Source organism: Aminobacter anthyllidis, assembly GCF_018555685.1.
GTDB classification, from domain to species: Bacteria; Pseudomonadota; Alphaproteobacteria; order Rhizobiales; family Rhizobiaceae; genus Aminobacter; species Aminobacter anthyllidis.
This window is the reverse complement of the sequence record NZ_JAFLWW010000003.1, coordinates 316,483-340,327: the sequence shown is the minus strand read 5'-3', so window position 1 is coordinate 340,327 and position 23,845 is coordinate 316,483. Positions and strand designations below refer to the sequence as shown.

At 63.8% G+C, this 23,845-nt stretch carries 25 protein-coding genes and 2 tRNA genes; 17 read left to right on the top strand and 10 right to left on the bottom strand.

Annotation, left to right across the window (positions count from 1 at the left end; all coding sequences use genetic code 11):
- Positions 1-89 precede the first annotated feature (89 nt).
- From nthA to J1C56_RS11285, 3 genes are read left to right on the top strand one after another with little or no spacing between them, the layout of a single operon-like run.
- A complete protein-coding gene (gene nthA / locus J1C56_RS11295) occupies positions 90-704 on the top strand; it encodes a nitrile hydratase subunit alpha (protein WP_214389062.1) in 615 nt (204 codons plus the stop codon).
- On the top strand, positions 701-1,360 hold the full coding sequence (gene nthB, locus J1C56_RS11290) for a nitrile hydratase subunit beta (protein WP_214389060.1): 660 nt from the start codon (positions 701-703) through the stop codon (positions 1,358-1,360). The genes nthA and nthB overlap by 4 nt, the downstream gene beginning before the upstream one ends.
- Positions 1,329-1,691 carry a nitrile hydratase accessory protein gene (locus tag J1C56_RS11285; protein ID WP_214389058.1) on the top strand — a complete coding sequence of 121 codons (363 nt, stop codon included), beginning with the start codon at positions 1,329-1,331 and terminating at the stop codon, positions 1,689-1,691. The genes nthB and J1C56_RS11285 overlap by 32 nt, the downstream gene beginning before the upstream one ends.
- A 27-nt stretch (positions 1,692-1,718) precedes the next feature.
- On the opposite strand, the gene J1C56_RS11280 is transcribed toward J1C56_RS11285, so the two are convergent.
- Positions 1,719-2,135, bottom strand: coding sequence for a GNAT family N-acetyltransferase (locus tag J1C56_RS11280; RefSeq protein WP_214389056.1), 417 nt, complete (start codon positions 2,133-2,135; stop codon positions 1,719-1,721).
- Between the two features lie 270 nt (positions 2,136-2,405).
- Positions 2,406-3,041 carry an ankyrin repeat domain-containing protein gene (locus J1C56_RS11275; protein WP_214389054.1) on the bottom strand — a complete coding sequence of 212 codons (636 nt, stop codon included), beginning with the start codon at positions 3,039-3,041 and terminating at the stop codon, positions 2,406-2,408.
- Between the two features lie 193 nt (positions 3,042-3,234).
- On the opposite strand from J1C56_RS11275, the gene J1C56_RS11270 reads away from it, so the two are divergent.
- Positions 3,235-4,362, top strand: coding sequence for an ATP-dependent DNA helicase (locus J1C56_RS11270; protein ID WP_214389052.1), 1,128 nt, complete (start codon positions 3,235-3,237; stop codon positions 4,360-4,362).
- Between the two features lie 54 nt (positions 4,363-4,416).
- Here the strand turns inward: J1C56_RS11270 and J1C56_RS11265 are convergent, their stop codons facing one another.
- Both J1C56_RS11265 and J1C56_RS11260 read right to left on the bottom strand, forming a co-directional pair.
- Complete coding sequence (locus J1C56_RS11265) at positions 4,417-5,289, bottom strand: hypothetical protein (protein WP_214389050.1); 873 nt, start codon at positions 5,287-5,289, stop codon at positions 4,417-4,419.
- A 47-nt stretch (positions 5,290-5,336) separates the two neighbouring features.
- On the bottom strand, positions 5,337-5,735 hold the full coding sequence (locus tag J1C56_RS11260) for a SpoIIAA family protein (RefSeq protein ID WP_214389048.1): 399 nt from the start codon (positions 5,733-5,735) through the stop codon (positions 5,337-5,339).
- 121 nt (positions 5,736-5,856) lie between these two features.
- Between J1C56_RS11260 and J1C56_RS11255 the strand changes: the two genes are divergently transcribed.
- The 4 genes from J1C56_RS11255 (at position 5,857) to J1C56_RS11240 (ending at position 11,128) form a co-directional block, all read left to right on the top strand.
- Positions 5,857-6,597 carry a pyridoxine 5'-phosphate synthase gene (locus J1C56_RS11255; protein ID WP_214389046.1) on the top strand — a complete coding sequence of 247 codons (741 nt, stop codon included), beginning with the start codon at positions 5,857-5,859 and terminating at the stop codon, positions 6,595-6,597.
- Between the two features lie 112 nt (positions 6,598-6,709).
- A complete protein-coding gene (locus tag J1C56_RS11250) occupies positions 6,710-8,626 on the top strand; it encodes a potassium transporter Kup (protein ID WP_214389045.1) in 1,917 nt (638 codons plus the stop codon).
- Positions 8,627-8,709: 83 nt separating this feature from the next.
- Positions 8,710-9,972 carry an FAD-dependent oxidoreductase gene (locus tag J1C56_RS11245; RefSeq protein ID WP_214389043.1) on the top strand — a complete coding sequence of 421 codons (1,263 nt, stop codon included), beginning with the start codon at positions 8,710-8,712 and terminating at the stop codon, positions 9,970-9,972.
- A 52-nt stretch (positions 9,973-10,024) separates the two neighbouring features.
- Positions 10,025-11,128, top strand: a complete 1,104-nt coding sequence (locus J1C56_RS11240; RefSeq protein ID WP_246591312.1) for an OmpA family protein — start codon at positions 10,025-10,027, stop codon at positions 11,126-11,128.
- A gap of 79 nt (positions 11,129-11,207) precedes the next feature.
- Here J1C56_RS11240 and J1C56_RS11235 read toward each other — a convergent pair whose 3' ends face one another.
- On the bottom strand, positions 11,208-12,263 hold the full coding sequence (locus J1C56_RS11235) for an SDR family oxidoreductase (protein WP_214389041.1): 1,056 nt from the start codon (positions 12,261-12,263) through the stop codon (positions 11,208-11,210).
- An 88-nt stretch (positions 12,264-12,351) separates the two neighbouring features.
- Here J1C56_RS11235 and J1C56_RS11230 point away from each other — a divergent pair, with 88 nt between their 5' ends.
- The 3 genes from J1C56_RS11230 (at position 12,352) to ilvC (ending at position 15,177) form a co-directional block, all read left to right on the top strand.
- Positions 12,352-13,272 carry a LysR family transcriptional regulator gene (locus tag J1C56_RS11230; RefSeq protein WP_214389038.1) on the top strand — a complete coding sequence of 307 codons (921 nt, stop codon included), beginning with the start codon at positions 12,352-12,354 and terminating at the stop codon, positions 13,270-13,272.
- Positions 13,273-13,477: 205 nt separating this feature from the next.
- A complete protein-coding gene (locus J1C56_RS11225) occupies positions 13,478-14,131 on the top strand; it encodes a TetR/AcrR family transcriptional regulator (RefSeq protein WP_214389036.1) in 654 nt (217 codons plus the stop codon).
- 26 nt (positions 14,132-14,157) lie between these two features.
- Positions 14,158-15,177 carry a ketol-acid reductoisomerase gene (gene ilvC, locus J1C56_RS11220; RefSeq protein ID WP_184767204.1) on the top strand — a complete coding sequence of 340 codons (1,020 nt, stop codon included), beginning with the start codon at positions 14,158-14,160 and terminating at the stop codon, positions 15,175-15,177.
- Between the two features lie 229 nt (positions 15,178-15,406).
- Here ilvC and J1C56_RS11215 read toward each other — a convergent pair whose 3' ends face one another.
- Both J1C56_RS11215 and J1C56_RS11210 read right to left on the bottom strand, forming a co-directional pair.
- Positions 15,407-15,712, bottom strand: a complete 306-nt coding sequence (locus J1C56_RS11215; protein WP_214389034.1) for a PilZ domain-containing protein — start codon at positions 15,710-15,712, stop codon at positions 15,407-15,409.
- Between the two features lie 165 nt (positions 15,713-15,877).
- Complete coding sequence (locus tag J1C56_RS11210) at positions 15,878-16,384, bottom strand: BA14K family protein (RefSeq protein ID WP_214389026.1); 507 nt, start codon at positions 16,382-16,384, stop codon at positions 15,878-15,880.
- A 167-nt stretch (positions 16,385-16,551) separates the two neighbouring features.
- Between J1C56_RS11210 and J1C56_RS11205 the strand changes: the two genes are divergently transcribed.
- From J1C56_RS11205 to J1C56_RS11195, 3 genes are all read left to right on the top strand, one after another.
- Positions 16,552-17,664: an endonuclease/exonuclease/phosphatase family protein gene (locus tag J1C56_RS11205; RefSeq protein ID WP_214390231.1), complete on the top strand. Its 1,113-nt coding sequence runs from the start codon at positions 16,552-16,554 to the stop codon at positions 17,662-17,664.
- Between the two features lie 9 nt (positions 17,665-17,673).
- Positions 17,674-18,387 (top strand): NUDIX hydrolase, encoded by a 714-nt coding sequence (locus J1C56_RS11200; RefSeq protein WP_214389024.1) that lies wholly within the window; start codon positions 17,674-17,676, stop codon positions 18,385-18,387.
- 110 nt (positions 18,388-18,497) lie between these two features.
- Positions 18,498-18,941, top strand: a complete 444-nt coding sequence (locus tag J1C56_RS11195; RefSeq protein ID WP_214389017.1) for a cupin domain-containing protein — start codon at positions 18,498-18,500, stop codon at positions 18,939-18,941.
- A 1-nt stretch (position 18,942) separates the two neighbouring features.
- On the opposite strand, the gene J1C56_RS11190 is transcribed toward J1C56_RS11195, so the two are convergent.
- The 3 genes from J1C56_RS11190 to J1C56_RS11180 are packed head-to-tail and all read right to left on the bottom strand — an operon-like array spanning position 18,943 to position 22,168.
- On the bottom strand, positions 18,943-20,154 hold the full coding sequence (locus J1C56_RS11190) for an ABC transporter permease (protein WP_214389015.1): 1,212 nt from the start codon (positions 20,152-20,154) through the stop codon (positions 18,943-18,945).
- Between the two features lie 2 nt (positions 20,155-20,156).
- Positions 20,157-20,861, bottom strand: coding sequence for an ABC transporter ATP-binding protein (locus J1C56_RS11185; RefSeq protein ID WP_214389013.1), 705 nt, complete (start codon positions 20,859-20,861; stop codon positions 20,157-20,159).
- A gap of 8 nt (positions 20,862-20,869) precedes the next feature.
- A complete protein-coding gene (locus tag J1C56_RS11180) occupies positions 20,870-22,168 on the bottom strand; it encodes an efflux RND transporter periplasmic adaptor subunit (RefSeq protein WP_214389011.1) in 1,299 nt (432 codons plus the stop codon).
- 185 nt (positions 22,169-22,353) lie between these two features.
- On the opposite strand from J1C56_RS11180, the gene J1C56_RS11175 reads away from it, so the two are divergent.
- From J1C56_RS11175 to J1C56_RS11165, 3 genes are all read left to right on the top strand, one after another.
- The gene (locus J1C56_RS11175) at positions 22,354-23,268 is read left to right on the top strand and encodes a PhzF family phenazine biosynthesis protein (protein ID WP_214389003.1); all 915 of its coding nucleotides are present in this window, start codon (positions 22,354-22,356) and stop codon (positions 23,266-23,268) included.
- Between the two features lie 102 nt (positions 23,269-23,370).
- Positions 23,371-23,446 (top strand) — tRNA-Lys (locus tag J1C56_RS11170).
- A gap of 213 nt (positions 23,447-23,659) precedes the next feature.
- Positions 23,660-23,735 (top strand) — tRNA-Lys (locus J1C56_RS11165).
- The last annotated feature ends 110 nt before the right edge of the window (positions 23,736-23,845 follow it).

Below are 23,845 nucleotides of genomic sequence, written 5' to 3'. Positions count from 1 at the left end.
ATTTTCGCAAGGCGTGGGCTCTTGGGCCGGGCGATGCTGGACCAAGGCCGACGCTTGCGCGTACGCACGGCCGGGCTTAGCCTTTGCCCATGTCGCACGACCATCATCACCACGATCACGACAACGAACTGGACCCGATGGCTGCCCGGGTGCGGGCGCTGGAGACGATCCTGACCCGCAAGGGCCTGATCGACCCGGCGGCGATTGACGTCATCGTCGACACCTACGAGACCAAGATCGGCCCGCGCAACGGCGCCCGCGTCGTCGCCAGGGCATGGAGCGATCCCGGCTTCGCCGACTGGCTGAAACGCGACGCCACCGCCGCGATCGCCTCGCTCGGCTACACGGGGCGGCAGGGCGAGCACATGCAGGCGGTGTTCAACACCGACGAAACCCACAATCTCGTCGTCTGCACCTTGTGCTCCTGTTACCCGTGGTCGGTGTTGGGGCTGCCGCCGGTGTGGTACAAGGCACCGCCTTATCGCAGCAGGGCGGTGATCGATCCGCGCGGCGTGCTGGAAGAGTTTGGGGTCACGCTGCCCAAGGACAAGAAGATCCGGGTCTGGGATTCGACCGCCGAGCTGCGCTATCTCGTTGTGCCGCAGCGCCCCGGAGGCACTGACGGCTGGAGCGCGGAAAAGCTCGCCGATCTGGTGACGCGCGACTCCATGATCGGCACGGGCCTGGCGCGGGAGGCCGCATGAACGGGCCCCACGATCTCGGCGGGCAGATGGGATTCGGCCCGGTCGCACCCGAAAAGGACGAACCCTATTTCCACGCCGAATGGGAAAAGCGGGCGCTTGGCGTGACGCTGACGGCGGGCGCCATGGGCGCCTGGAACATCGACGAAAGCCGGCATGCGCGGGAGTGCCTGCACCCGGCCGACTACTATGCGTCGAGCTATTACGAAATCTGGATCAAGGCGCTGGAGACGCTGCTCAAGCGGCACGATTTCGTGACAGCGAATGATCTGGCGGCGGGCGATGCCGTCGATCCGGCAGCAACGCCCAAGCGGGTGCTGAAGGCGGAGAACGTGCCGGCAGTGCTGGCCAAGGGCGGGCCGTGCGACCGGCCAGTTGAGGGCGTTCCACTGTTTGCCTTGGGCCAGCGGGTGCGCACGAGGAATTTCCATCCGACCGGCCACACCCGGCTGCCGCGCTATGCTCGCGGCAAGCAAGGCGTGATCGACGCGGTGCGCGAAGGTTTTGTATTCCCCGACAGCAACGCACCCGGCCAGGGTGAAGACCCGCAACGGGTCTACACGGTGGTGTTCACCGCCGGCGAATTGTGGGGCGAGGGCGCCGACCCCAGCCTGGAAGTCAGCATCGATGCCTGGGAGAGCTATCTTGAGCCGGCATGAGTTGCCTGCCGGAATGGAGGAGCCGGTGTTTTCCGAGCCGTGGCAGGCCGAGGCCTTCGCCATGGTGGTGGCCCTGCACGAACGTGGGCTGTTCACCTGGGCGGAATGGGCCGAGCGGCTGTCGGCCGAGGTGAAGAAGCCCGATGCTGCAAGCGACGGCAGCGACTATTACGGGTGCTGGCTTGCGGCGCTCGAACGGCTGATGGCGGAGAAAGGGTTTGCCGGCCATGACGAGGTAGATGCGGTCGCCGCCGCGTGGGAGCGAGCCGCGCATGCCACGCCGCACGGCCGGCCGATCCTGCTGGAGAATGATCCGGAAAGTGTGCTTTAGCCAGGCATCCTCTGAGTGCCGCTTTGCTTAGAGCGGTCGCCACATACGGTGCACGATGTGGGTTTTCAGGCCGGCTTTGAAACCCGCGATGCTTTGGAGCAGGCGAAAGCCCTCGCGCTCCCAGAAGGCGCGGCCCCGGCTGTTTTCGTCGAGCGCGGCGATCAGCAGCCGTGCCGCGTTGCGGGCCCGTGCCGTGGCGATCAAGTGGTCGAGGAAAGTGCGGCCGAGGCCCATGCCGCGGCAGTTTTCGTCGATCAGCAGCAGCCCGATATAGGCGTCGTCGGTTTCAGGGTAGCCAAAGGCCATGTCAGCGATCGCGACAAGCGCTCCGCCGGGCGTGAACATGCCGAGCTTGCAGGACGCGGCGAGATCGCTGCCTGGCGGGCAGTCGGTGAGGAACTCCGCCACCATCGTGTCCGAAGGCGCGGTGCCGGATTCCAGCATGACGAAATCGGCGGCGCGATCGTAGAGGTCGCGGACGGCTGAAGTGTCGGCTGGGATCAGCGGTCGGATTCGAAGGGTTTCAGGATTCGTCGTCAATGCGGGTGCTTTCTTCGATCCTGAACGGCGTACTGGCAGCCTGATGCAAACTCAATGGCAAGACCGAGCAAACTGACAGGGGTGGCTCAATACGAGCCATCTCAGGGGGAAGCTCATTTGGGTGTCGTTGATGCGCCTGGCTGGCGCGAGGCGAGCAGGTGTCGCTGACAGCGCTCAATTGCCGTCGAAGAACTTGCGGATCGCCGTTTCCAGCCGTTCTATGAACGGCTGATCGTGGCTGTTGCCTGCCCAGATCAGGGCGTTCAGCCTGATGTCCTTGTTGAGGAAGTTCAGTTTGCCTGTGGCCAGCAGATATTCCGCGATCGCGTAGTGACGGCCCTTGATCGCCTCGATGAGGGCGTTGTTTCGCCCGCTCTTGTCGGTGGCGTTGACATCTGCGCCGTGCTCCACGAGCAAGCTGACGACATCAAGATGGCCGTTCTTCGCGGCTTCGATGAGGGCCGTCCTGCCGTAATATTCCGCCCTTGCATTGATGTCCGTTTGCGGGTGCCCGACGATGGCGAGAATACATGCGTGGTGGCCCTTGGCGGAAGCCAGGCTCAGCGGCGTGCTCTTCCATCTGTTCCTGCAATTCACATCGATTCCCGGGTGCCCGACGAGGACGTCGACCATCGAGGCATGGGCATTGAGGGCTGACAGGTGAAGTGCCGACCAGCCGTCGTCGTCCGACTGATTGACATCCGCGCCTGCCGCAAGCTCCGCTTTGGCCGCGTCCACGTCGCCACTCTCTGCCGCCACCAGCAGGGCGGGCCAGGTTCCGGCTTCTTCGTCTTGCAGGCTTCTGGTCAATGCAGTCGCCTTCCCAGATACATTCTCGCCAAGATACCATACTTCTTCCGCTTCCTCGCAGTCGGCTGATGAACAAGGGTTTCCTTCCGAGGAAGACGGCAACTGGTTCGATGTTAGGCCAGCTTGTCAGCTTATGTGGGGCTTCGAGACGCAATCCCTTGCCCTCGCAGCACGAATCCTGTCAGTCAAAACAATGGATTTTTCACCTCAGCAAGACGATGCGCTGCAGGCCGTGGCGCGCTGGCTCAAGACTGGAAGGCCGCAGATATTCCGGTTGTTCGGTTATGCTGGCACCGGCAAGACGACGCTTGCGCGCTATTTCGCCGAGCATGTCGACGGGCAGGTGCAGTTCGCCGCCTTTACCGGCAAGGCTGCGCAGGTGCTGCGCTCGAAGGGCGCCACCAATGCGCGCACCATCCATTCGCTGATCTACCGGCCGAAGGGCGAGGAGGCGATCGCCGACGAGCAGACCGGCAAGACTTCGATGTCGCCGACCTTTTCGCTCAACCGCCAGAGCCCGATCTCCAAGGCCAAGCTGGTGGTCATCGACGAATGCTCGATGGTCGACGAGCAGCTTGGACGCGACCTGCTGACATTTGGAACGCCGGTGCTGGTGCTGGGCGATCCGGCGCAGTTGCCGCCGATTTCGGGTGGCGGCTTCTTCACCGAGCACGAGCCGGACTTCCTGTTGACCGAAATCCACCGCCAGGCGCGCGACAACCCGATCCTGAGGCTTGCGCTCGACGTGCGCGAGGGCCGCGAATTCATGCGCGGCGACTATGGCACCGCCCAGGTGATCGGCAAGGAAGACGTGACCCAGGACCTGGTGCTCGATGCCGACCAGGTGCTCGTCGGCACCAACAGGACACGCAAGCGCTACAACCAGCGGCTGCGCGAACTCAAGGGGTTCACGGCGGGCTATCCGCAGGCCGGCGACAAGCTTGTCTGCCTGCGCAACGATCCGGCCAAGGGGCTGCTCAACGGCTCGTTGTGGAAGGTGATGACCTCGTCGCGCGAGACGGTGAAGCCCGGCATCAACCTTCTGGTCGCGCCGGAGGAGGACGACCCAGATCGCGGCGTCGCCAAGATCAAGCTGTTGAAGCAAGTGTTCGAGAACCCCGACGAAGAAATCCCGTGGGGCACCAAGAAGCGCTACGACGATTTCGACTATGGCTACGCGCTGACGGTGCACAAGGCGCAGGGCTCGCAGTGGAACAATGTCGTGCTGTTCGACGAGAGCTGGGCGTTCAAGGAGACGCGCCAGCGCTGGCTCTACACGGCGATCACGCGTGCTGCCGAGCGGCTGACCATCGTGCGCTAGGGAAATCCAGGCGAGACCGGCCTGCATTGTTGGCTCGGCCTGACCTGAAGTAAGTCAGGCAACGATCTCGAAAAGCACCGCTGTCGCGTCATCCGAAACCTTGAAGCGCGGAAATTGCTGGCCATCGGGGTCTTCGATCCGCTCGATGTGCCGCAGTTCCTGGAGAAGCGGGGCAAGGCCCGTGTCGCCAGCCGCGCGGACGAGGTCCGCAATTCCATAGCGACGATACTGGTCGACAAGAGCGGCGAAGCCGTCGGAGCATAGCAGGCCCCTTGCGGGCAGGGTTGCGGTGAGTTGCTCGGTGGCGAGATGATCGGCGGCGGCGGGCTCGGTGCCGAGCGTCCAGACGGAACCGCCTGCCTGATTATAGGCGGCGCGGCGCCGGCGCAGCTCTTCGCGCACCACAGGCGCGTCGGCGAGTGCCTGATGCGTGGCGAAGCCGCCTGAAAGGGCGATGGCCTTGCGGGCGCCGTCGCGCTCGTTGGCGTAGGCGGCCTTGATAGCGCTGGTCTCGATCACAGCACCGTCCGCATCGACAAGGAACAGCCGGCAGTCGCCCAGACCATGCGTGACGAGCGCGTCGCCTTCGATCCGAACCATCTGGAAGCTGGCGATGGGCAGGTTCCATGCTTCGATCGGCAAGGCGCTGGCGGCCTCGTGCACGACATTGGCGGCACGCTGGTTGAGTTCGCGCACGACATCGGCGACGGAGCGGCCGTTGCGGACCAGCTCTTCGAAGGTGCTTTGGGCAAAACGTGCGAGCCAGGCGGCGTCCGAGCCATGCAGGCCAACGATACTGGTGCCGCCGAGGCCGGTGGCGCCGTCGATGACGAAGGCGCAAGTTGCGTTGCCGCCGGCGCTGTCTTCATTCGGGCGCGAGGCGGAGCCGGGGGCGGTGATCGAATCGATGATGCGGATACTGGGCATGATGACAGCTGTCTGGCGGGCGCCGGTGACCGGAGTGTGACCGCAGACTACTCGACCTGCCTTGCGCCAAGCCATTCCCAGGCCTTGGCCTCGTCGGCGTCGGCAAAGTGTTTTGTTTCGATCGAGGTGAGCGGCGCAAACAGGCCGACCACAGGTCCCATCCAGGCCGGGCCGCCAACGAGTGCGTAGCGCCTGATATGATGCAATGCCTTCCATTTGCCCTTGAAGGTCAAGGGATCGAACAAAGCCGACCAGTCGAATCCGTCATAACCGCTGGCGCGCAGCAGGACGTCGATCTTGTCGTGGCCTTCATAGGCGGCGTCGAGCAGGCCATAGGCATTTTCGATGTCGGCCTGGGTGAAATGGCCGACGATCTCGAAGGCAAAGACCTCGTCGTTGTCGGTGTCGATGCGCCGGAACGGCGGCAGGGCATCCATGGATGTCATTGGCGTGTCCTCGTTGGTTGCGGCAAGTCGCGACGTCGACACTGGAACACATAAAAGCGCTCTGTGTTCCCGCCCAAGCCGTGATAGGTGGCGTGGGTGTCGCTTTTGCTGAGAGTTGCCGATGCCTGCCAAGCTGTCCGTGAACGTCAATGCCATCGCCATGCTGCGCAACCGGCGCGATCTGCCGTGGCCGAGCGTCACCGGCCTGGGGCGCATCGCGCTTGCCGCCGGCGCGCACGGCTTGACCGTGCATCCGCGCCCCGACCAACGGCATATTCGCTTCTCGGACGTGCCCGAGATACGGGCACTGATCGACGATGAGTTTCCCAAGGCCGAATTCAACATCGAGGGTTATCCGAGCGAGGATTTCCTCCAGCTGGTGGAAAAGCACCAGCCGGAGCAGGTGACGCTGGTGCCGGACGATCCGTCGCAGGCAACCTCCGACCATGGTTGGGACTTCGCCGGGCAGGCGAGCCTGCTCAAGCCGGTGGTGGCACGGCTGAAGAAGGGCGGCTTCCGCGTTTCGCTGTTTTCCGATGCCGATCCCGCGGCAATGAGTGCCGCGCGCGATACCGGCGCTGACCGGATCGAGCTGTTCACAGGGCCCTACGGTGCTTGCTTCGATGATTCGGCAAAGGCTGCCAAGGAACTGGAAAAGCTGGCAAAAACCGCCGAGGCGGCACTGGCCGCAGGCCTTGCCGTCAATGCCGGGCATGACCTCGTCGTAGATAACCTGCCGCTGTTGATGAAGCGCATTCCGAAACTGGCGGAAGTTTCGATCGGCCATGGGCTGACGGCCGACGCGCTCGAGCATGGCATGGCCGGCACAATTAGGCGCTATATCAAGGCTTGCGGGTGGTAACATCGGCAAGCCATGCGTCTCAAGCATGGGCTGAACATTAGCTGCCGCAAAACAGCTGTTGCTTTTGCGGCAGGGCAAGCGTAGAGCCCCGCGGCTTCACGGAGAGTCGTTCATGACCGATGCCGGCGCCGACAAGGCGGGAACAAGTGGGCAGGCGGTCCAGACGGACGGCCATTCCCACGACATCAGGATACTCGTTCTGGGAGCGCTCGGAGTCGTCTTCGGCGACATCGGCACGAGTCCGATCTACGCGTTCCGCGAGGCGCTGGTGGCGTCGGCCGGTGGTGAGGTCGCATCGCGCGAGGACATTCTCGGCGTTCTGTCGCTCATCATCTGGGCGCTGACGATCATCGTCACCATCAAATACGTCATGTTCGTACTCAGGGCGCACAATCGCGGCGAGGGCGGCACGCTGTCGCTGATGGCGCTGGCGCGGCGCAGCTTGCCCAAGCGCTCGGGCATCATCCTGGCGCTCGGCATGGTTGGCGCGGCGCTGTTTTACGGCGACGCGGTGATCACGCCGGCGATCTCGGTGCTGTCGGCGGTCGAAGGCATGAAAGTGGTGACGCCAGCCTTCGAACCTTATGTCGTGCCGTTGACGCTGGTGATCCTGGCAGCGCTGTTTTCGGTGCAGCGCTTCGGGACGGGCGGCGTGGCAATCGTGTTTGGACCGATTACGCTGATCTGGTTCCTGGCCATCGGCTACTCCGGCATCCTGCACATCGCCGACGATCCGGAAATCCTTCTGGCGGTCAATCCGATCTACATCGTCGAGTTCCTCGTCAACCAGCCGGAAGTGTCGTTCGTCACCATCGGTGCCATCTTCCTCGCGGTAACCGGTGCCGAGGCGCTTTATGCCGATCTCGGCCATTTCGGCCGCCGGCCGATCGTGCTTGCCTGGCTGTGCATCGTATTTCCGTGCCTGCTGCTCAATTATGTCGGCCAGGGCGCGTTCGTGCTCGCCCATGGCGGCGTCGTCGGCCACCCGTTCTTCGAGATGAACGAGGGCTGGATGCTGGTGCCCATGGTGGTGCTGGCGACCGCAGCGACCGTCATCGCCAGCCAGGCGGTGATCACCGGGGCCTATTCGCTGACGCGCCAGGCCGTGCAGCTCAACATGCTGCCGCGGCTGGTCATCCAGCACACCTCGGAGACGACGCTGGGCCAGATCTACATGCCGCGCGTCAACATGCTGCTCGCCCTGGTGGTGATGCTTCTGGTCGTCGGTTTCGGCGAGTCGAGCAGCCTGGCCGCCGCCTATGGCATCTCGGTCACCGGCAACATGCTGGTGACGACGCTGCTGCTTTCGGTCGTGATGCTGCGCATCTGGCGCTGGCGGGTTGCCGCCGTTGTGGTGGCGACCCTGGTCTTTGGCCTGATCGACATCGGCTTCTTCGCCTCCAACATCGTCAAGGTGTTCGATGGCGGTTGGGCATCGCTGGCGGTTGCCTTTGCGATCATACTGATCATGTGGACCTGGGTGCGCGGCAGCCGCTACCTGTTCGACAAGACACGCAAGAACGAGATCCCGCTCGACTTCCTGGCTGGCAACCTGATCAAGAAAAAGCCGCATCTGGTGCCCGGCACGGCGGTGTTCCTGACCAGCGACCCCGACAGCGCACCAACCGCGCTGATGCACAGCCTCAAGCACTACAAGGTGCTGCACGAGCAGAACGTCATCCTGTCGGTTGTGACGGCGCAGCAGCCGATCGTGCCCGACAGCGAGCGGGTGAAGATGGAGCAGGTCAATGAGCTGTTCATGCGGGTGAAGCTGAAGTTCGGCTACATGGAACAGCCCAACATCCCCAAGGCGCTGGCCATATGCCGCAAGCAGGGCTGGAAGTTCGACATCATGACGACGTCGTTCTTCCTGTCGCGGCGCTCGCTCAAGGCGTCGCCCAATTCCGGCATGCCGGTGTGGCAGGACAGGCTGTTCATCGGCCTGGCGCGCACCGCGGCGGATGCGACCGAGTACTTCCAGATCCCGACCGGACGCGTCGTCGAGGTCGGCACGCAGGTGTCGATCTGAAGCCTGCGACGGTTTCAGGGACGAAGTGAAGCATTGCCAATGCGCTGCCCATCCGTGAACCTGTGTCGCTGATGGATGGGCAGATGACCGGTCGAAAACTTCATATCGCCATCGCCGGTGCCGGACCGGCCGGGCTGGCAGCGGCGCTGTATCTCAAGCGCGACGGGCACCGGGTCACCGTCTATGAGCGCTTCGCCGAGCCGAAGCCGCTGGGCTCAGGGCTGATCCTGCAGCCAACCGGACTTTCGGTGCTCGCCGATCTCGGCCTGTTAGGCGAAATCTCAAAGCTTGGAAGTCGGATCGACCGGCTGCACGGCATTGACGCCGAAAGCGGGCGCACGGTGCTCGACGTGCGTTACGATGCGCGGCCGGGCGGACGCTTCGGTATCGCTGTGCATCGTGCGGCACTGTTCGGCGTGCTCTATCGGGCGGCTCAGCGCGAAGGCATCGAAATCGTCACCGGAGCCCAACTTGACGTGGTCGAGCTTGGTGAGCAAGCACGGCTGGTCGATGCCACGGGACGTAGCCTTGGGTCGTTCGATCTCGTCATCGATGCCAGCGGGGCGCGCTCGAAGCTGCGCCGCAGCGCGGGTTTCCCCACGGAATCAAAGCCGCTTGCCTATGGCGCGTTCTGGGCCTCGCTCGACTGGCGTGGGGCCGGATTCGACGAGCGCGCGCTGACGCAGCGCTATCGCCGCGCCAGCGTGATGATCGGGGTGCTGCCGATTGGCCGCGCCGAAGCGGACGGGCGCAAGATGGCGGCCTTCTTCTGGAGCCTGAAGCCGGCCGATGCAGCGCGCGTGCAGGCGGAGGGGCTGGCTGGCTGGAAGGCCCAGGTGGCAGGGCTTTGGCCCGAATGCCAGCCTTATCTCGACCAGATCGACGATTTCGAGCAGCTGACGCTGGCCCGTTATGGCCACCACACACTGGCGCAACCGGCAGCAAGGGGCTTTGCCGTCATCGGCGACGCCGCGCATTCGACCAGCCCGCAGCTGGGGCAGGGCGCCAACATGGCCTTGCTCGATGCTGCAGCGCTCGCCCATGCCTTGCGGCAGTCGAGTGACGTGGATGCGGCGCTTGTGGCTTATGTCCGCGCGCGGCGCTGGCACATCAGGCTGTTCCAGGCGCTGTCGCTGGCCTTCACGCCGTTTTACCAATCGGATTCGGTGCTGCTGCCGTTCCTGCGCGACCGGCTGGTCGCGACGGTCGCCAAACTGCCGCCGGCGCCGCAGCTTCTTGCAGCGATCGTTGCGGGAACTCTGATCGATCCGTTCGCGCCGGCCGGCCTCAAGGAGGCCGATTGGACCGAGCGCGGCGAAGAAAGGTCTGCCCGGATCCCTGCTTGAGCCATGCTGCGGTTGTGGCTACGTTGCGTCACATTCAACCGAGGAGCGTGCGATGCGGGGACTTATGCTGCGTGGAATTCGAAAGGCGGTTGCGGCGATGGCCCTGCTTGCGCTCAGCTGCATGCCGGCGCTGGCGGATGCGACGGTTCCCACCGCCGATATCGAAGGTGGCGCCGACAATGCGCTTGCCAAGCGCTACGAAGGCTCGTTCATCGTCTACCACCAGAAGCTCGACTACACCGATTTCAGCGTGCCGCTGGCGCCGCTGAAGGCTGATCCCGATCCGGAAAAGCGCGACAAGAACAACAACCGGGTGTTCAAGCCGGAGAAGGCGGAAGAGGTCGAAGGTTCGCTCACCCGCCTGTTCTATGTGCTGCCGGACGGGCGTTCGCCGCTCGAGGTGCTGCGCAACTACCAGGACGTGGTGCAGGCGGCCGGCGGCGAGGTGGTGTTCGAATGCAAGAAGGAGGAATGCGGCGGCGACGCCTCGCGCTCGGCTTCAAGCGGCGGCGGCGACATGAGCCTGATGATGAACTTCTTCTACGACAGCGACCTCGGCGTCGAGGCGTTCTCCAACGCTGCCTGCGTGGCGTCGTCTGGCGTGGCCGACCAGCGCTATTTCACCGCCAAGGTTCCACGCGACGGCGGCGACGCCTATGTCACGGTGCAGACCTTCCAGTTGCTCGACGACCTCTACTGCAAGGAGCTGAATGCGCGCACCATCGCCATCGTGCACGTGCTGGAGCCCAAGGCGCGCGACAAGAAGATGGTGCTGGTGGAGGCGGCCAAGATGGCGGACTCATTGTCGACCAGCGGCGGAATTGCGCTCTACGGCATCTTTTTCGACACCGACAACGCCGACATCAAGCCTGAATCGGAGCCGACGCTGAAGGAGATCGCCAAGCTGTTGGGCGACAATCCGGGGCTTGCGGTGGCGGTGGTGGGGCACACCGACAACCAGGGCAAGTTTGACTACAACATCGACCTGTCCAATCGCCGCGCGACTGCGGTGAAAGCGGTTCTCGTTTCGCAGTTCGGCATCGATGGCGGGCGGTTGACCGCAGCGGGTGCCGGCATGATGGCGCCGGTCGCCAGCAACGACAATGACGAGGGCAGGGCCAAGAACCGCCGCGTGGCACTGGTCAAGCTGAACTGATCCTGCGGGCGGGGCAGCGTGTTTCCACGCACGTTTCCCGCGCCCGATGTTCCGATCTGGCCGAGGCAGGCCAGCTGGATCAGGGAATGATCCGGCGCTGGCGCAGCTCGCGGAAAGTGCGCATGAACATCTCTTCGGTGTCGACGAATTCGTGAAAGCCGAAGCGGCGCGCCTTGGTGCCGTCGGCGAAGAAATCATAGTCCCAGCCGAAGACGAAGTCGGCGAAACGCCATGAAGACACGTCGGCGTAGGGCGTGTCGGCGAGGCCGTGCCGGGCTTTCATCTTGTCCCACAGCGGCTGCTTGTCGGCCATGATGGTGTCGAGCGACATCGGCAAAGGCGGTGCCGTGTCGAGGCCGAAGCTCGCGGCGATCTTCGGCCACATCTCGTTCCAGCGGAACAGGTCGCCATTGGTGATGTTGAAGGCCTGGTTGGCGCAGCGTTCGTCGGTCGCGGCCCAGACGGTCGCCCGCGCCAGCAATCCGGCATCGGTCATCTCGATGATCTTGTCATAGGCGCCTGCTTTGCCGGGAAAACGCAGCGGCAGGCCAAGCTCCCTGGACATCGAGGCATAGACGGCGATGGCGATGGCGAGGTTCATCGGATTGCCCAGTGCCTGGCCGATGACCACTGAAGGACGCAGCGCCGACCAGCTCCAGTTCTTGCCTTTCTGCCGATCTTGCAGCAGGTCCTGCTGGTCGATGTTGAATTCCGGCGGCATGTGGTTGGCGTCGGTCTCGCGCGCCGGCGTCTTGAACGGCCCGAGATGCGCGCCATAGACCTTGTAGCCCTGCATCAGGCTGATGTGGCGCAGGTTGCTGGCGATCAGCTCGACGGTGTCGACGACGTTCCGCAGCATGGCGACATTGGGCTCGACGAGTTCCGCCCAGCTTGGCCGGTCCTGGTAGGCGGCATAGAAGATGTGGGTGACCTCCTTGAGGCCACCGAGTTTTTCCCTGGTGTCCCTGAAATCAAGCAAATCCACCGCGATGTGGCGGATTTGTCCCTGGCTTGGGCCGCCGCGCCTGGATAGCCCGACAATGTTCCAGTCGCCGAGTGCTGCCAGATGGCTGGCGAGATTGCTGCCGATGACACCATGGGCGCCGACGATCAGTGCAGTGTTCTGTTTCATCATCCATATCTCCGTGAACCGTTGATATGGACGCGGCGAGCAGGATGAAGTAGGCGTCGAGCTGGCGAAGGATTTATGACGTGAATTCACAATGATGCGCGTGGACGTCAACCGCTTCGGCGAAATGGAAGTGTTTGTCCGGGCCGTGGAGAGCGGCGGGTTTTCGGCTGCGGCACGCGCCCTGGCGATGTCGCCTTCGGCTGTCAGCAAGCTGGTTTCGCGGCTGGAGAACCGGCTCGGCACGCGGCTGGTCAACCGTTCGACCCGCCGCCTGCAGCTGACGCCGGAAGGCTGCGCCTTTTATGAGCGCAGCGTCGTCATCCTCGCCGACCTCAGGGAAGCGGAGCAATGCGCGGCAGCCGGCGAGGCGCCACGCGGGCGCCTGCGCGTCAATACCAATGTGCCGTTCGGCACGCATTTCCTGCTGCCGCTGCTGCCGCAGTTCCTGGCCCGGTACCCCGATATCTCGGTGGATGTCGCCTTGTCCGACACAGTTGTCGACCTGCTGGATGCACGCGCCGACGTGGCGATCCGCGCGGGGCCGATGAGGAGCTCCAGCCTCGTCGCGCGCAAACTCGGCGCAACCCGCATGACGATCGTCGGCGCGCCAGCCCATTTTGCGACGCGGTCAATGCCGCGCAACGCCGACGAGTTGAAGGGGCACAATCTGCTCGGGCCGTCCTATGTCCGCAGCATGCCGGGATGGCCGCTCCTGCAGGACGGCATCGTTGTCGAGGTCATGCCAACCGGCAATGCCCAGGCCAGCGACGGCGAGGCCTTGCGCGCGCTGGCGCTGGCCGGGCTCGGACTTGCCCGGATGGCAGCGTTCCAGGTGCGCGACGATCTTGTGGCCGGCAGATTGGTCACGGTGCTCGAAGAGGCCAATCCCGGCGACCTCGAAGATGTCCACGCGGTCTTTCTGGGCAGCGGCGGCCCAGTGCCGGCGCGGGTGAGGGCCCTGCTCGATTTCCTGGTGGAGACAGTTGATCTCGCTGGTTCCGGACAAGGCTGAGCGCACTGCTGCACGTCGGTCCGCGCACGGCAGCTTGACGGACACGCACCACGTCCATTCGCGCCAAGTTGCGCGACTGGAGGACAATCGTCGGATGCAGCGAAGTTACCCATTGCGAGGTCAATAATTTTGCGGCATAAGCCGAACCGTAACGTACGGTACGGTCTCATTTGAGGCGAGCCGGTGACGTGGCAGGCCGGGAACGATGTTGCAGACAACCACCGAGATGATGGAAGGCGAGGGGCCGACGGCGCGTCAGCAGGACGTGCTCGACGCCGTACTGCGCCTGCTCGTCGAGGAAGGCGACAGGCTGACGATGACGGCCGTTGCGCGCCGCGCCAGCTGCTCCAAGGAAACGCTGTACAAGTGGTTCGGCGACCGCGACGGGCTTTTGACCGCAACCGTGCAGTGGCAGGCATCGAAGGTGCGGGTGCCGCCGGTCGACCGCAAGGGCCTGAACCTGGCGTCGTTGACCTCCAGCCTCGAACGCTTTGCATCCGACTGGCTGCGGGTGATTTCGAGCGACACCTCGATCGCGCTCAACCGGGTTGGCGTGGTGCATGCCGGTTCCGACAAGCGCGATCTCGGCGCCATTGTGCTCGAGCGCGGCCGCTTCGCGCTGGGACGGCGGCTGAAGCCGGTGCTGGAAGCCGGCCGCGAGGCGGGACTACTCGAATTCGACGACGCCGAAACGGCGTTCCGGACCTTTTTCGGGCTGGTTGCCCGGGACGTGCAGATCCGTCTGCTGCTCGGCGACCGGCTGGAATTGACTGAGGCGGGGATCGACGGCGATGCCGTGCGCGCAACGCAGCAGTTTCTTGCTCTTCATGGAGCGAAAACCGGGCCCAAGGCCCTCTGAATCACAAACCGGGAAGGAACCCACCAATGCGTGTCTATTACGATCGTGATGCCGATCTCAACCTGATCAAGGGCAAGAAGGTCGCCATCATCGGCTACGGCAGCCAGGGCCGCGCGCATGCGCTGAACCTCAAGGATTCGGGCGCCAAGGAACTGGTGATCGGCCTCAAGGCCGGCTCGGCGACCGCCAAGAAGGTCGAGGCCGACGGCCTCAAGGTCATGACCGTGGCCGAAGCCGCCAAGTGGGCCGACCTGATGATGATGGCGACGCCGGACGAACTGCAGGCCGACATCTATCGCGACGAGATCGCTCCGCACATCCGCGACGGCGCAGCGATCGCGTTTGCGCACGGTCTCAACGTGCATTTCGGCCTGATCGAGCCGAAGGCAACCGTCGACGTGCTGATGGTCGCGCCGAAGGGCCCGGGCCACACCGTGCGCGGCGAGTACCAGAAGGGCGGCGGCGTGCCGTGCCTGGTCGCCGTTCACCAGGACGCTTCGGGCAACGCGCTCGACCTCGGCCTGTCCTATGCATGCGGCGTCGGCGGCGGCCGCTCGGGCATCATCGAGACCAACTTCAAGGAAGAGTGCGAAACCGATCTGTTCGGCGAGCAGGTCGTTCTCTGCGGCGGTCTGGTCGAGCTGATCCGCGCCGGCTTCGAGACGCTGGTCGAAGGCGGCTATGCCCCTGAGATGGCCTATTTCGAATGCCTGCACGAGGTGAAGCTGATCGTCGACCTGATCTATGAAGGCGGCATCGCCAACATGAACTACTCGATCTCGAACACCGCCGAGTGGGGCGAATACGTCTCGGGTCCGCGCATCATCACCGCCGAGACCAAGGCCGAGATGAAGCGCGTGCTGAAGGACATCCAGACCGGCAAGTTCACCTCCGACTGGATGCAGGAGTATCGTTCGGGAGCTGCGCGCTTCAAGGGCATCCGCCGCATGAACGACGCCCACCAGATCGAAGAAGTCGGCGCCAAGCTGCGCGCGATGATGCCGTGGATCGCCAAGAACCAGCTGGTCGACAAGACCAAGAACTAAGAGCGATCCACAGTTCTTCTTTTGCGCGTCCTCGGGCTTTGCCCTGCGGGCGCGCGGGAGATCGCCAGGGACCAGCTGGTCGACAAGACCAAGAACTAAGGCTCCGCCTCCATTCTGCCCTGCCGACCGGCTTGGTTCGGCAGGGGAAATTGGCACTAAGCGTCAGAATCAAGAAGGCCGGCGGAGCAATCCGCCGGCCTTCTTCGTGACTGAAAATGGAGGTGGCTGGTCAGCCGTAATGCCAGTGCGGCTTGGGCTCGGTGCCTTCGAACTGGACGCCGATGCGGTCGGTCTTGCGCCAGCGCACGATGCATCGATAGGCGATGCCATCGACAGGCACATAGAGCAGGAATTGATCGGGAACGCGGCTTTCGAGCGGGATTTTGATCTCAGCGCCGTTCAGATGCATGTTGCGAATGGTGCAACGGATCTCCGAATTGGTGATCCCAGTCAGGATCGCCGCGCCCTTGAGGACGCGGTTACGACGCTCGCGGCGCAGTTCGTTTTCGGCGATCTCGGCGTTGTCGACCGTCATAAGTTCTCAACCCAGAATAGAAAATCCTCCCGGTATTCTTCGTTCTACACATCATGTGTAAACAACAGCTTGTTGCAGCGGAAAGCCGTTGTTTAGCTGTTCATCACATTTGACAGAAAAACGGCGCCGCTCGCGCGACGCCGTTTCCGTTATTTTCGATCCGTCTCAGCTATAGGGCGACCAGCACTGCCGGCGCGGACCGTTGTAGGGCTGGAAGGTGTTGTCCCAGGCCCGGTACGAGCGATAGCGGTCGTAGCACCACTGGACGTGCGCCGACCCGCCGCCGCGATAGATGCGGCGCGGCTGGACATAGCGCGGCTGGTAGTAGCGCGGCTCGTAGTAGCGGTAGGCCGGAATGCCGAAATTCAGATAGATGCCGCTCCTGAAATGGCGCCGGTGCGGGCGATGGCGCCAGCGCCAGTCGTCACGCCAGCGGTCGCCACGCCAGTTGTTATGGCGCCAACCGTCCCCCCGCCAGCCGTCGCGGCGAACGGAGCAACGGCTGCCCGGAGGGCAGAAATGGCTCTGGGCGGGAATGACGTTCTGCGCTGCCTGTGGAACATGCGACGGCATCTGGCCGATGCCGGCTGGCGAAGCCGATGCAGCCAGCGGCAGGCCGGTGACAAGACCGAGCGCGACGAGCCCGGAACGTGCAAGGGATGAGAGGTTCATGATCGTCTCCTGATGTCCGAATCCCAAAGGCTCCATGCCCCCAAATTTCGATGGAGATAGGGCATATTCCGCCTTTCAGCCTGAACGGAGAATGAACGCACGCGCTTCCCTGCGGACTTGTGTTTGGGCTCTTGTGTTTGACCCGACATGAAGGCAATGCTCGCGACATGTCGCTGCGCCTTGCCACCTTCAATGTCGAGAACCTGATGAACAGGTTCGATTATTCCGGCTACCGCAATCAGCTCAACGAGGATCGAACGCTCGCTCTGTTCGAGATCCACAGCGAGGCCGAGTACCGGTTGCTCGAGCAGGCGCGCGCGATCGCGCATGCCGACGACATGCGCCAGCTGACGGCACTGGCGATCGCCGAGACCCGCGCCGACATCATCTGCCTGCAGGAGGTCGACAACATCGAGGCGCTGAAAGCCTTCGAATACGGCTATCTGTTCAAGATGGTGGGGCAGGGCTACCAGCACAAATATACGACCTCCGGCAATGATTCGCGCGGCATCGACGTCGCGGTGATGATGCGGGCGGAAACTTCGCACGGCGAGCCGATCGAGTTCCTGCGCATGACCAGCCACGCGCATGTCACCTTCGAGCAATTCGGGCTGCACACGCCCGAACTCGCCGGCCTCGGCCAGGAGCCGTTCGAACGTATTTTCCGGCGCGACTGCCTGGAGATCGACGTCAAGATCGGCGGCAAGCCGTTGACCATCTATTCGGTGCACTTCAAGTCGATGGGCTCGCCGCGCAACGGGCTGAACGGACGCGACGCGACGATGCCGGTCCGCGTCGCCGAGGCCAAGGCTGTCAGGCGGATCATCGAGGACCGCTTCGGCAAGGACCATACCGGCGAGAAGCGCTGGGTCATCTGCGGCGACATGAACGACTATCGCCAGCGGCTGGTGATCGGCGGCGACGCCTACCAGGGCTACAATTTCACAGTCGTCAACGAGACCGCCTCTTGTCTCGATGTCTTCCTGGGCGACGGCTTTGCCGAAAACATCGTCGAAAGAAGCCCCGAGATGGAGCGCTGGACGCTTTATCACACACGCGGGCCGCTGGAGCGGCACTTGTGCCAGCTCGACTACATCCTGTTGTCGCCGGCACTGGCGCGGACAAATGCGCAGGCGGTGCCTGACATCGTGCGTCGCGGCCAGCCCTGGCGCACCATCTTCCCGCCCGGGCAAGAAGTAGAACGTTATCCGCGCGCTGGCTGGGACAGGCCGAAGGCCTCCGATCACTGCCCGGTGGCCGTGACGCTTGGCATCACCTGAGAGATTTCATTGGCATTCGACATTCCGCGCAACCAGATCCTGCCGGTCGACGTCGTCGACGTGCGCCTCGACCCCGAGCCGCATCCGTTCGAGCGCGACAATGCCGAGGCGATCGCCGCCAACTGGGCAGCTGAGAAGGCACTGAAGCCGGCGATGTTCGACGGCACGGTGGTGCTGCTGTCGGAGCTTGCCTATGCCGAGAACCGGCTGACCGGACACTGCCACGCCGTCCGCTTCTCGACCTTCATGCTCTGGCGCAAGTTGAAGCCCATCAGCAGCGCCGAACATTCCTTCGCGCATGCCATGCTGATCTCCAGCGACAACGCGCTGGTGGCGATCCGCATGGGCGCGCATACGGTCAATGCCGGCAAGGTCTACTTCGCCGCCGGCTCATTCGAGCCGGAAGACTTTCGCGATGGGCTCGTCGACCTCGACTACAACATGGCGCGCGAGGTGCGCGAGGAGACCGGGCTCGAGCTTGGCGAGGCCCGCGGCGAAGAGCGCTGTTATGCGTTGTCGGGGGACACCGGCACGGCGATCGTGCGCTGCTACCATCTGGCCGAGACTGCCGACGAGGTGGCGGCTCGCATCGAGCGCTTCGTGGCGGGCGATCCGGACCCGGAGATCGAAGGGCCGGTGATCATTCGCGGCATGGGCGATCTGCCCGATAACCTGATGCCGCATATGCGCCCGCTGGTGGAATGGCATTTTTCCAAAGGCTGAGGTCGCTGTCTGGCGCCCGGGAAGTATTGCTGGAAGTCCTTGCTTGCCCGATGCCGCTGCGTCACAAGTTGCCGTAGTTTCTTGCGGCATCTCGGGGGGATTCGATGGCCATGTTTCTTAGACGTGCGAGTATTCTGTCCGGTGCCATAGCACTGGCCCTGTTCCAGAGCAGCGCTGCCGGTGCCCTCGACAGCACGCCTGCCGCCAAGGTTGTGGTGACGCCGCTGGCGTCGACGACGGTGACCGCGAACGGACAGCCGATCACACTGCCGCAGAAGAACGTGCAGGTGCTGGTTTCTTCCTTCGAGATTCCGCCCGGGGCGTCGCTGCCGGTGCATATGCACCCGTCGGCGCGCTACGCCTATGTGCTCGAAGGCCAGCTGCAGGTGACCAACGCCGAAACCGGCAAGAGCACCAGCTACAAGAAGGGCGACTTCATCGTCGAGATGATCGGCGCGTGGCACCAGGGCGCCAATGTCGGTGCCGAGCCGGTCAAGCTGCTGGTCATCGACCAGGTCGAGGAAGGCACGGCAAACACGCTGCTGAAGAAATAGGCTATTCGTGCCTGAGCGCTTCGATCGGGTCGAGGCGCGCGCCGCGCAGGGCGGGGAAGAAGCCGAACACCATGCCGATCAGCGCCGAAAAGCCGACGGCAAGCAGCACCACGGCGAGGCTTGGCGCGAACGGGATCGATAGCGCGAGCGAGGCGGCTCCCGCCAACGCCAGGCCGATGGCGATACCGATCAACCCGCCGAGCAGCGACAGCACCGTCGCCTCGACCAGGAACTGGATCAGGATGTGCTTTTCATGCGCGCCGATGGCAAGGCGAATGCCGATCTCGCGCGTGCGCTCGGTAACCGACACCAGCATGATGTTCATGATGCCGATGCCGCCGACGAGCAGGCTGACGCCGGCGACCGCACCCAACATGCCGGTCATGGTGGCCGTGGCGCTGGCCATGGCGTCGGCGATCTGGGTCATGTCGCGGACCGCAAAATCGTCCTCGCGGTCGGCGGTGACGCGCCTGACGTCGCGCATGATGTCTTCGATGCGTGTCTGGACGACCTGCGTGGGCGTGGCATCGTCGGCGGCGACATAGATGTTGTCGATGTCGCGGTTGCCGGCGATGCGGCGCTGGAACGCCTGAAGCGGCATCAGCACGACATTGTCCTGGTCCTGGCCGAAGCCGGAATAACCCTTTGGCTCAAGCAGGCCGATGACCTTGCAGCTGACGCGGCCGATGCGGATCGCGGCACCGTCGGGGTCGCCTGAGCCAAAGAACTGCTGGCGCACGGTTTCGCCGATCAGGCAGACATTGACGCCGCCGCGCACCTCGGACTCGCTGAACGACCTTCCTGAAGCGACCTTCCAGTCGCGGGCATCGAGATAGGCGTTGTCGGTGCCGGTGATGGACGAGGTCAGGCTCTCGGTGCCAAAGACCACGCGCACCTGCTTCTGCGAGGCCGGCGAAACAGCGCGCACGCCTTCGAGATGGGCGGTCAGGGCCGCGACCTCCTTGTCGCCGAACTGGCGGATGGTCTGCTGCGGGCCCGAGCCGGGCGCGGCGGGGCGGCCGGCGCGGACAATCAGCAGGTTGCTGCCGAGCTGCGAAATGTCGGCCTTGACCTTCTCGGTGGTGCCGCTGCCGATCGTCAGCATGGCGATGACGGCGGCAACGCCGATGACGATGCCGAGAAGCGTCAGGAACGAGCGCAGCGCGTTGCGGCGGACCGATCGAAGGGCGAGGCGGACGGTTTCCCAGATCATCGCTATGCCGCCTCGCGCTTCTTGGTGTCGGAAGCGATGTGGCCGTCGCGGAAGGCGATGGTGCGGCCGGCATAGGCGGCGATGTCGGCTTCGTGGGTGACCATGACGATGGTGAGGCCAGCATCCTGATTGAGGCTGGTCAGCAATTGCATGATTTCGTGGCTGCGGGCGGTATCGAGATTACCGGTCGGTTCGTCGGCGACAAGAAGGGTGGGGCGGGTGACGATGGCGCGTGCGATCGCCACGCGCTGCTGCTGGCCGCCGGACAGTTCGGCCGGCGTGTGGTGCTCGCGGCCTTCGAGGCCGACTTCGGCGAGCGCCTTCATGGCAAGCGCGCGCCTTTCATGGGCGGCGACGCCGCGATAAATCAGCGGCAGCTCGACATTCTCCGCCGCCGTGGTGCGCGGCAGCAGGTTGTAGCCCTGGAAAACGAAGCCGATGTAGAGATTGCGCAGGACCGCGCGACGGTTGCGGTCGAGCCGGCCGGCGTCGGTGCCCATGAAGCCGTATCGGCCAGACGTCGGCGTATCGAGGCAACCGACAATGTTCATTGCCGTCGACTTGCCCGAACCCGACGGACCCATGATGGCGACGAACTCGCCCTGGCCGATCGCAAGATCGATGCCGGCGAGCGCCCGCACCTCGGCCTCACCCTGGCCATAGGTCTTCCAGACCTTGTCGAAGACGATGAGCGGCGCGGTGTCCATGACCGTGCTCAATTGGCCCTGGCGGAGGACGAGGCGGTGATGACCGCATCGCCGGCCGCAAGGCCGGAGACGATCTCGGTGCGGTCGCCGTCGGTAGAGCCGGTCTTGACCCTGACCGCGACCGGCGCGCCGTTCTTGAGCACATAGAGCGTGCGCAAGCCGTCGGTCGGCGTCGAGGCCGGGCGACTGCGGTCGGTCGGGCCGCGGTTGGGGCGACCGAGGAACAGGTTCTGCAGGCTGAAGCCACCGCCGCGGGCGACAGGTACCGGACGGTAGCGGAAGGCGGTGGCCGGCACTGTCAGCACGCCCTTGGCTTCGCGGGTGACGATCGACACCGTCGCCGTCATGCCCGGGCGCAGCAGAAGCTCGTCATTGGCGACGTCGAGCCAGGCATTGTAGGTGACCACGCCGTCGGTCGTGACCGCGGCATAGGCAATGTCGCGGATGGTTGCCTTGAAGCTGCGGTCGGGAAAGGCATCGACGGTGAAGCGGGCGTCCTGGCCTTTCGCCACCGAGCCGATGTCGGCTTCATCGACGGCCGCCTTGAGCTCCATCTGGGACAAATCGGCGGCGAGCACGAACAGGACCGGCGCCTGCATGGACGACGCAACCGTCTGGCCCGGATTGACCGAACGCGTCAGCACAACGCCGTCGATCGGGGCGTAGATCGTGCTCTTGGCAAGGTCGGCCTGCTGCAGCTTGAGGTCCGCCTCGGCGATCGCCAGGTTGGCCTCGGCCATGTCGAGGGCGCTCTGGGCCCGGTCGCGCTCGGCGGTGGCGGCTTCGAGCGCCTGGGTGGTGGCCATGCCGCGTTTCGTCAGCTCCTGGGCGCGGGTCAGCGCTTGGGCATTCTGGGACAGCGTGGTGCGCGTATCCTCGACCTTGGCGGCGGCGGCCTTGGCGGAAGCCTGGGCGCGCTCGATCTGGGCCGAAAGCCGAGTGGTGTCGAGAGCGGCGAGCACGTCGCCTTTCTTGACCTGCTGGTTTTCGACCACCGCGACCGAACGGACGACGCCCGAAAGCTCGCTCGAAATGTCGACCTGGGTGAGGGGCTGCAAATTGCCTGTCGCCGACACCTCGACGGTCAGGTCGCCGATCTCGGCGGCTTGCGTGGTGTAGATCAGTTTCTCGGAGGGCGTTGCGAACCAGAAATAGGCGGCATAGGCGCCAGCCGCGGCGACCAGCGCCGCCAACAGCCAGAGCCAGCCCTTGCGCCGGCGCGTGGCGCGGCCTTTGCCGTCGAGGCCGAGTGCCACCTCTATCGAGGGTGTGCTCGCCTGCTGCTGGCGATTTGTTAGCTGGTCCAAGCCAGACCCTTTCAATGGTCCCACAATCCGCTCAGAGCCTGCTCTAAGCTGGTTTGATCAAGCACGATCTTGTCTGAAACCGGGATGCCAGTTTGACGATCATGCTTTAAAATCACAGATCGGCTGAGTGGTCCCGAAATTCAAATTAAATTTCGCTCATGTTGCCGGCCGCAGAAGGAGCAAACATGACGAGCGGACGCAAGTATTTTATCTATGACGTCTTCACCGAAAAGAGGCTAGCCGGCAATCCACTCGCCGTGGTTGTCGATGCCCAGGGGCTGAGTTCAGCCGCGATGCAGGCCATCGCACGCGAATTCAACCTGTCTGAAACGTCCTTCGTGCTGCCGCCGGAAAACCCCAAGCACAAGGCACGGGTGCGTATTTTCACGCCTGACTACGAGATGCCATTCGCCGGGCATCCGACAGTTGGCACGGCGATCGCGCTGACCGAGATGGCGCAAGGTGACGATCTCGCCGGCATCTTCGTGCTGGAGGAGAATATCGGCCTTGTGCGCTGCGCGGTGAACAAGGTCGGCGACAGCCTGTTTGCCGAATTCGACCTGCCGAAGCTGCCGGAACCGATGCCGCTGGCCGCCAGCACCGATGCGGTTGCCGCGGCCCTTGGGCTTGCACCACACGAGATCGGCTTTGAAAACCATCGTGTGTCGCTGTGGTCGGCCGGCGTGCCCTACATCACAGTGCCGGTGGCCGACACCAAGGCTGCGGCCAGGATCCGCTTCGACAACGAGGCGTGGTTCACATTCTCGCCGCGCAAGAACGACTCGGCGGTCGCCAGCGCCTATGTCTATTGCCGCGAGACGGTGGGGCACGACAATGCCTTCCATGCCCGCATGATCGTTCCCGGCAGCCCGTCCTACGAAGATCCGGCGACAGGTTCGGCGGCAGCCGCCTTTGCGGGCGCGATCATGGAGTTCGACAGGCCGATGGATGGAGCGCAGCGATTCTGGATCGAACAGGGCATTGAGATGGGCCGGCCATCCAGAATCAGGCTGGAGCTCGAGGTTTCGGGTGGCAGCCTGGTTTCGGCGCGTATCGGCGGACATGCGGTGAGGGTGGCCGAAGGCGTTCTGCTGGTTTGAAGCCAGCTATTTTTGCCGACTGAAAGAAAAAGCGGCCGGTGGGGTGGACAGCGCAAAATGGCTTGGCTATATGCCGGCCACGGTCGGTTCGCCGGTCGGTGTGGGTGCGTAGCTCAGTTGGTAGAGCAGCTGACTCTTAATCAGCGGGTCACAGGTTCGATCCCTGTCGCACCCACCATTTCTTCCCTTGTCCTTGTTCAATATCCTTGGCCTTGTATATCGTGCTCCGCGCGGATGCCCGCGGTTCCTCTTCCGGACTTGCGGCTGGAGCGGCTGTTTACACAGGCTTTCGCATGTCTGTTTCGCTTGCCGGCTCTTTCTTCCCGATCATGGGGTGGACAGCGTCAGATGGTATGGCTATATGCGGCCACGGTCGGTTTACCGGTCGCGTGGGTGCGTAGCTCAGTTGGTAGAGCAGCTGACTCTTAATCAGCGGGTCACAGGTTCGATCCCTGTCGCACCCACCATTCTTTCCCTTGAATTGCAATTCGCCGTGCCGCTGCTTCAACTTGGTTGAGGCATTTTGGTTTGCTGGGTGCGGTGACAATGAGGCGCTCCTTGGGCCGCCATCTTCATG

Coding starts and splice junctions, on each gene's coding strand:
- nthA (WP_214389062.1), top strand. CDS start 90: ATGTCGCACGACCATCATCACCACGATCACGACAACGAACTGGACCCG.
- nthB (WP_214389060.1), top strand. CDS start 701: ATGAACGGGCCCCACGATCTCGGCGGGCAGATGGGATTCGGCCCGGTC.
- J1C56_RS11285 (WP_214389058.1), top strand. CDS start 1,329: ATGCCTGGGAGAGCTATCTTGAGCCGGCATGAGTTGCCTGCCGGAATG.
- J1C56_RS11280 (WP_214389056.1), bottom strand. CDS start 2,135: ATGCTGGAATCCGGCACCGCGCCTTCGGACACGATGGTGGCGGAGTTC.
- J1C56_RS11270 (WP_214389052.1), top strand. CDS start 3,235: ATGGATTTTTCACCTCAGCAAGACGATGCGCTGCAGGCCGTGGCGCGC.
- J1C56_RS11265 (WP_214389050.1), bottom strand. CDS start 5,289: ATGCCCAGTATCCGCATCATCGATTCGATCACCGCCCCCGGCTCCGCC.
- J1C56_RS11260 (WP_214389048.1), bottom strand. CDS start 5,735: ATGACATCCATGGATGCCCTGCCGCCGTTCCGGCGCATCGACACCGAC.
- J1C56_RS11255 (WP_214389046.1), top strand. CDS start 5,857: ATGCCTGCCAAGCTGTCCGTGAACGTCAATGCCATCGCCATGCTGCGC.
- J1C56_RS11250 (WP_214389045.1), top strand. CDS start 6,710: ATGACCGATGCCGGCGCCGACAAGGCGGGAACAAGTGGGCAGGCGGTC.
- J1C56_RS11245 (WP_214389043.1), top strand. CDS start 8,710: ATGACCGGTCGAAAACTTCATATCGCCATCGCCGGTGCCGGACCGGCC.
- J1C56_RS11240 (WP_246591312.1), top strand. CDS start 10,025: ATGCGGGGACTTATGCTGCGTGGAATTCGAAAGGCGGTTGCGGCGATG.
- J1C56_RS11235 (WP_214389041.1), bottom strand. CDS start 12,263: ATGATGAAACAGAACACTGCACTGATCGTCGGCGCCCATGGTGTCATC.
- J1C56_RS11230 (WP_214389038.1), top strand. CDS start 12,352: ATGATGCGCGTGGACGTCAACCGCTTCGGCGAAATGGAAGTGTTTGTC.
- J1C56_RS11225 (WP_214389036.1), top strand. CDS start 13,478: ATGTTGCAGACAACCACCGAGATGATGGAAGGCGAGGGGCCGACGGCG.
- ilvC (WP_184767204.1), top strand. CDS start 14,158: ATGCGTGTCTATTACGATCGTGATGCCGATCTCAACCTGATCAAGGGC.
- J1C56_RS11215 (WP_214389034.1), bottom strand. CDS start 15,712: ATGACGGTCGACAACGCCGAGATCGCCGAAAACGAACTGCGCCGCGAG.
- J1C56_RS11210 (WP_214389026.1), bottom strand. CDS start 16,384: ATGAACCTCTCATCCCTTGCACGTTCCGGGCTCGTCGCGCTCGGTCTT.
- J1C56_RS11205 (WP_214390231.1), top strand. CDS start 16,552: ATGTCGCTGCGCCTTGCCACCTTCAATGTCGAGAACCTGATGAACAGG.
- J1C56_RS11195 (WP_214389017.1), top strand. CDS start 18,498: ATGTTTCTTAGACGTGCGAGTATTCTGTCCGGTGCCATAGCACTGGCC.
- J1C56_RS11190 (WP_214389015.1), bottom strand. CDS start 20,154: ATGATCTGGGAAACCGTCCGCCTCGCCCTTCGATCGGTCCGCCGCAAC.
- J1C56_RS11185 (WP_214389013.1), bottom strand. CDS start 20,861: ATGGACACCGCGCCGCTCATCGTCTTCGACAAGGTCTGGAAGACCTAT.
- J1C56_RS11175 (WP_214389003.1), top strand. CDS start 22,354: ATGACGAGCGGACGCAAGTATTTTATCTATGACGTCTTCACCGAAAAG.